The sequence below is a fragment of the Pseudomonas sp. genome (genome assembly GCF_037994325.1).
Taxonomy (GTDB): domain Bacteria; phylum Pseudomonadota; class Gammaproteobacteria; order Pseudomonadales; family Pseudomonadaceae; genus Aquipseudomonas.
The window spans coordinates 1-6,190 of record NZ_JBBNAH010000159.1; the positions used below are offsets into that span (position 1 = coordinate 1).

General features: G+C 60.8%; 5 protein-coding genes. 2 read left to right on the forward strand and 3 right to left on the reverse strand.

What is annotated here, in order from left to right:
* Both AAAB16_RS05315 and AAAB16_RS05320 read left to right on the forward strand, forming a co-directional pair.
* On the forward strand, positions 1-436 hold a 436-nt coding region (locus AAAB16_RS05315; protein ID WP_340662400.1), incomplete at its 5' end, for an aminotransferase class V-fold PLP-dependent enzyme.
* Positions 433-840, forward strand: a complete 408-nt coding sequence (locus AAAB16_RS05320) for a SufE family protein (protein WP_340662401.1) — start codon at positions 433-435, stop codon at positions 838-840. The genes AAAB16_RS05315 and AAAB16_RS05320, both read left to right, overlap by 4 nt.
* Here the strand turns inward: AAAB16_RS05320 and AAAB16_RS05325 are convergent.
* The 3 genes from AAAB16_RS05325 to AAAB16_RS05335 all read right to left on the reverse strand — a co-directional run bounded on the left by AAAB16_RS05325 (position 837) and on the right by AAAB16_RS05335 (position 5,959).
* Entirely contained in the window at positions 837-1,991 is a 1,155-nt protein-coding gene (locus AAAB16_RS05325) for an alpha/beta hydrolase (RefSeq protein ID WP_340662402.1), read from the reverse strand. The genes AAAB16_RS05320 and AAAB16_RS05325 overlap by 4 nt on opposite strands.
* Before the next feature lie 346 nt (positions 1,992-2,337).
* Complete coding sequence (locus tag AAAB16_RS05330; protein ID WP_340662403.1) at positions 2,338-3,858, reverse strand: aldehyde dehydrogenase family protein; 1,521 nt, start codon at positions 3,856-3,858, stop codon at positions 2,338-2,340.
* A 316-nt stretch (positions 3,859-4,174) separates the two neighbouring features.
* Positions 4,175-5,959, reverse strand: coding sequence for a PQQ-dependent methanol/ethanol family dehydrogenase (locus tag AAAB16_RS05335; protein ID WP_340662404.1), 1,785 nt, complete (start codon positions 5,957-5,959; stop codon positions 4,175-4,177).
* Positions 5,960-6,190 lie beyond the last annotated feature (231 nt).

The following is a 6,190-nucleotide window of genomic DNA, read 5'->3' on the forward strand; positions in this document are numbered from 1 at the left end:
CTACTACACCGCCAAATTCCGCCCCGCACCGCTGGGGTTTGAAGCCGGCACGCCAGCGGTTTCGTCGGTGATCGGTTTAGGCGCCAGCCTGGCTTACCTGGCGGGTTTGCCCAGCGCTGCCGTACTGGCCCACGAAGCGGCCCTGCACCAGCAATTGCTCAGCGGCCTGCAAGCGCGCGCTGGTGTGCGCATACTGGGCACGCCGCAAACGGCCTTGGCCAGCTTTGTGGTGGAAGAGGTGCACAGCGCCGACCTCGCCCATCTGCTCACTGAGCAAGGCATTGCCGTGCGCGCCGGGCATCACTGCGCCATGCCGTTGCTACGTGGCCTGGGCTTGCCGGGAGCAATCCGGGTGTCGCTGGCCTTGTACAACGACAGCAGCGATCTCGAACGTTTTTTTGCCGCTCTGGATCAGGCCCTGGAGATCTTGCAGTGAGCCTGCCGGCCGCCGCCGAAACGGCGTTGCACACCTTTAGCCAACCGATCAGTTGGGAACAACGGGCGCGGCTGTTGATGACCTGGGGCGAGCAGCTTGCGCCGCTAAGTGAGGACGAACGCAGCGACACCAATCAGGTCAGCGGCTGTGAAAGTCAGGTGTGGTTAGTCGGCGCGCCGCACAACGGCAGCTGGCAGTTTCGTGCCGCCAGCGACGCCCGCTTGATTCGCGGGCTGCTGGCGTTGCTGTTAGTGCGGGTCAATGGTCTACCCGCCGCCGAACTGCACAGCCTCGACCTGGCCGACTGGTTTACTCAGCTCGGCCTGGCCCGTCACCTCTCCCCTTCGCGCAGCAACGGTTTGCATGCCGTACTAAAGCGTATGGCCGAGATCGCCGGCGCTTAACGCCCGTCGATAGACGCCGCCGGGCCGATAGCCTGGGCGGCATCTTTATTCAGCCAAGCCTTGGCTTCCGGCGCATGGCGCACAGTGGCATCGAGAAACGCGGTGCTGACCGTTTGCACATTGGCGACCTGGCGCGCATCAAACCAATTCAAGTCGTCCTGGCCATGGCCCATGGTGTCCGGGCGCGGCCGGCGTTTCGGTCCTTCGCCACCGTCGGCGCCCGGTGGGCCACCAGGGCCACCGCCGTCACGGTCGGCAGCCGGACGTTGGCTGCCAAGCTCTCTACGTTCGCCGCTAGGCAGCTCATCCAGCGAGCCGCTAAACAACTGATGCTGGGCATTCTTGCTGATCAACTGATAGCTGCCGGCATTGGGGTTATCGCGCCACACGGCCAGACGCCGCTCGGGCGAATCCACCCAACTGAACGGGTCTTCATCATGGGGGCCGGTGATGCTTAGCAACGGCACATCTACACGCGCCACCGGGCTGCCGGGGCCCACGTAGGGGCTGAGCAAAATCACCGCTTTGGGCAACCAGCCCTTGAGCATATTGTCGCCGCCCAAGGCTGCAGCGGTTTGTGCACCAAGGTCGTAGCCGGCGATCACCACCGTGTTCCAGTCCACGCCAGCCAACTGTGGATCACCCGCCTGGCCGCGCACGCGCAGTTGGTTAAGCACTTGCTGGACCACGGCGATACGGGTTTTCAGCGCGCTGTCTGAGTAGGCGCGTTGGGCCATGCCACGGAACGTACCGGCCTTGGCCTCGTCGCTGGAATAAATGCCCCGGCCATATTGCTGCGCCTGAATCGACACTACCGCATAGCCGGCTTCGGCCCAGGTCTGGCGCCACTGCAAGCCGGCACGAGCGCCTTCGCCCAGGCCCGGCAAAAACACCACCAGCGGGGCCGCCGTTGGCGCTGGGATTGGGGCTAGCCAACTGACTTCCACCGGTTGCTCGCCAACCGTGAACTCAGCATCCCAGCCTTGGCTCTGGCCGCGCTGCGGCGACTGGTAGGACTTCTCGGCAAACGCGGCGATCGACTCGCGAGGGTTACGCAAATCGTTGGGCTTACTGGCACAAGCGCTGAGAAAAGCACTGGCCAAGACTAACGCGAGGGGCAGGCGGCAGGCCTGAAAAGACAGTTTGGACATGCACGGTATCCACGAAGAAATCCGCCGAAGCGGCAACCCGTGCAGTGTGCCGCAAGTGCCAGGCAAAGCGGGTAATCACTCGGTAATGGCTAGGTAAATAAACCGATACAAACGCCCATAAAAAAACGCGGCCGGGGCCGCGTTGCGATACAGCGTTGTCAGCCTTCGGAGTAGGCGTTTAGCGGGACAAGCGTATCGGGAAAGGTGCGTCGATTTTGTGCGGATTAAAGAGCGCCCCTCACCCCAGCCCTCTCCCGCAAGCGGGAGAGGGAGCCTGATCGATGAACGCTGTGAGAACACCGTCAGTCTCCCCTCGCCCGCTTGGGAGAGAGGGGCTGTTAGCGACTTAAAAGAACCCGAGCGGATTAATGTCGTAGCTGATCAGCAAGTTTTTAGTCTGCTGGTAGTGGTCGAGCATCATCTTGTGGGTCTCACGGCCAACGCCGGATTTTTTGTAGCCACCAAACGCCGCATGCGCCGGGTACAGGTGGTAGCAGTTGGTCCATACACGCCCGGCTTTAATCGCCCGGCCCATGCGGTAGGCACGGTTGATATCACGGGTCCACAGGCCAGCACCCAAACCAAACTCGGTGTCGTTGGCAATTGCCAGGGCTTCGGCTTCGTCTTTAAAGGTGGTGATACCCACCACCGGGCCGAAGATTTCTTCCTGGAACACCCGCATTTTGTTGTGGCCTTTAAGCAAGGTCGGCTGGATGTAGTAACCACCACCCAAGCTGCCTTCCAATTGCTCGACCTTGCCGCCCGACAGCAGCTCGGCACCTTCGCCCTGAGCTATTTCCAGGTAGGAGAGAATTTTGTCGAACTGCTGCTCGGACGCCTGGGCGCCAACCATGGTTTCGGTGTCCAGCGGGTCGCCGCGTTTGATGCTGGCGACCTTCTTCATCACATGCACCATAAACTCGTCGTAGATCGACTCCTGCACCAGCGCCCGCGATGGGCAGGTACACACTTCGCCCTGGTTAAAGAAGGCCAGCACCAAGCCTTCGGCAGCCTTTTCGATAAAGCTGGGCTCGGCCTGCATGATGTCTTCGAAGAACACATTCGGCGACTTGCCGCCCAACTCCACGGTGCTCGGAATAATGTTTTCCGCCGCGCATTTCATAATGTGCGAGCCCACTGGTGTGGAGCCGGTGAAGGCGATTTTGGCGATGCGTTTGCTGGTAGCCAACGCCTCGCCCGCTTCCTTGCCAAAGCCCTGCACGATGTTGAACACGCCTGGCGGCAGCAGGTCGCCAATCAGCTCGGCAAATACGGTGATCGACAGCGGCGTTTGCTCGGCCGGTTTCAGGACCACGCAGTTCCCGGCCGCCAGTGCTGGAGCGAGTTTCCAGGCGGCCATCAACAGCGGGAAGTTCCACGGAATAATCTGCCCGACCACGCCCAACGGCTCGTGAAAATGGTAGGCGGCGGTGTGTTCGTTGATCTCGGCGGCGCTGCCTTCCTGAGCACGGATGCAGCCGGCGAAATAGCGAAAATGGTCAGCGGCCAAGGGCACGTCGGCATTCAAGGTTTCGCGTACGGCTTTGCCGTTGTCCCAGGTTTCGGTGACGGCCAGTAGTTCCAGATTGGCTTCGATGCGGTCGGCGATTTTCAGCAGCACCAGCGCGCGGTCTTGCACCGAGGTTTTGCCCCAGGCATCGGCGGCGGCATGGGCGGCGTCCAGGGCTTTGTCGATATCTTCGGCGCCGGAGCGCGGGAATTCGGCGATCACCTGGCCGTTGACTGGCGAGGTGTTGGTGAAATATTGGCCCTTGATCGGCGCGACAAACTCGCCGCCGATGTAATTGCCGTAGCGCGGCTTAAAAGTAACGACGGCGCCAGCGGTGCCTGGTTGTGCGTAGATCATGGCATGGCCTCTCTTGTCGGTGCCTGCTCCGGATTCAGAGCAGTTCATGGGCTTGATGGTAGGTGGGGACATGACAACGCCGGAATGCGTCCATGGCAGGGGGCGGGGTAGTTATTTGGTAGTAGAAGGAGGGGATGCGAGTGTGGCATCTACCTTGAAGATTCTGGGTTCCCGCCTGCGCGGGAACGACGGAGAATTGGGCAAAACGTCCGTCATCCCAGCGCAGGCTGGGATCCAGAATCTGAGATCCCTACGTGCATTCATCAGCAACCCACAAATCAAAAAAGCCCGGCATAAGCCGGGCTTTTTGTTTACATCACACTCCGTGCTTGGCCACCAACTCCTTGGGCAATTTAAACGTCCAGATCATGCCGCCTTGGTCGAGATCTTTAATCCGCTTGGCCACTTCGCCGCCCCACAGCGGTACCGCGCCGCCCCAGCCGGAGAGCACGGTGACGTATTGTTCGCCGTCCATTTCCCAGGTGATGGGCGAGGCGATCACGCCGGAGCCGGTGTTGAATTGATACAGCTTCTCGCCGGTCTTGGCGTCAAAAGCCATCAGGAAGCCTTCGGGGTTGCCGGTGAATACCAGGTTGCCTTTGGTGGCCAGTACACCGCCCCACAGCGGCGCGTAGTTTTTGTAGCGCCAGGCTTCTTTGCCGGTTTTCGGGTCGATGGCGCGCAGCACGCCGATGTATTCCTCGTTTAGCGGTTTGATGGTGAAGCCCGCCCCCAGGTAGGCCGCGCCTTTTTTGTAGGTCACGCCTTCGTTCCACATGTCCATGCCCCATTCGTTGGACGGTACGTAGAACAAGCCGGTGTCTTGGCTATAGGCCATGGGCATCCAGTTTTTGCCACCGAGAAAGGACGGAGCAACAAATACCGAGCTGCCCTTTTTCTCGCTGCCTGGTTCGCCTGGGCGGTGGGCGTCGTCGTAGATCGGCCGGCCGTCTTTATCCAGGCCTTTGGCCCAGGTTATTTTGTCGACAAACGGGAAGCCGCGGATGAATTTGCCGTTGGTGCGGTCCAGGACGTAGAAGAAGCCGTTACGGTCAGCGGTGGCCGCGGCCTTGATGGTTTTGCCGCCGTCTTGGTAGTCGAACGACACCAGCTCATTCACCCCGTCAAAGTCCCAGCCGTCGTGCGGGGTGGTTTGGAAGTGCCATTTGATCGAGCCGTCTTCCAGGTTTAGCGCCAGGCGTGAGGAGGAGAACAGGTTGTCGCCTGGGCGCAGGTGCGAGTTCCAGGGCGAGGGGTTGCCGGTGCCGAATAGCAGCGAGTCGGTGGTCGGATCGTAGAAGCCGCCCAACCACGGCGCCGCGCCGCCGGTTTTCCACAGGTCGCCTGGCCAGGTTTTGCCCGGGGCGCCACCGGAAATACCGTTTTCAACCGCCTTGCCGTCTTTGTAGGTGTAACCCATATGCCCTTCTACGGTGGGGCGGGTCCACAGCAGTTCGCCGTTGCTGGGGTCATAGGCTTCAATTTTGCCGACCACGCCAAACTCACCACCGGCCACGCCGGTAATCAGCTTGCCCTTGGCAATCAGCGGTGCGGCCGAGATGGAGTAACCGGCCTTATAGTCGGCTACGGTTTTCTTCCACACCACTTTGCCGGTGTCTTTGTTTAAGGCGACGAGCTTGGCGTCGAGGGTGCCGAAAATCACCAGGTCGCCATACAGGGCCACGCCACGGTTAATCACGTCGCAGCAGGGCATGATGCCGTCGGGCAGGCGTGCGTCGTATTGCCAGAGTTTTTTCCCGGTGCGGGCATCGGCGGCAAATACACGGGAGTAGGAGGCGGTGACGTACATCACGCCGTCTTTGATCATCGGTTGTGCTTGCTGGCCGCGTTGTTTCTCACCGCCAAACGACAGCGCCCAGACCGGCCGCAATTCCTTGACGTTACTGGTGTTCAGGGTGTCCAGGGTGCTGTAGCGCTGGCCAGCCTGATTAAGGCCGTTGACCACGATCTGGTCAGTGCGTTTGCCACTGTCGCTGATGTCCTGGTCGGTGACCGCCGCCACGGCCGACAGGCTGGCCAGGGTGACGGCAACACACAAGGTGGTGCGAAGGAAAGGCTGGGTGAGACCGGTGAGCTTCATTGCGGCTACCTCTGCGGGCTTGTTGTTGTCATTCGGGAAAATTTCCCGATGTGGCGCAGATTCTTGGTTTGCGCCGCCCTTTCAACAATTGCCCGCAGTGCGCAATTTCTTAGTTCGTTGGTAGCAGTACCTGGTGATTTAGCGGGTACTGCCGCCCCCTCACCGCAACCCTCTCCCCGAGGGGCGAGGGAGCTGAACGCTTTGTCTCCCCTCTCCCGCTCGCGGGAGAGG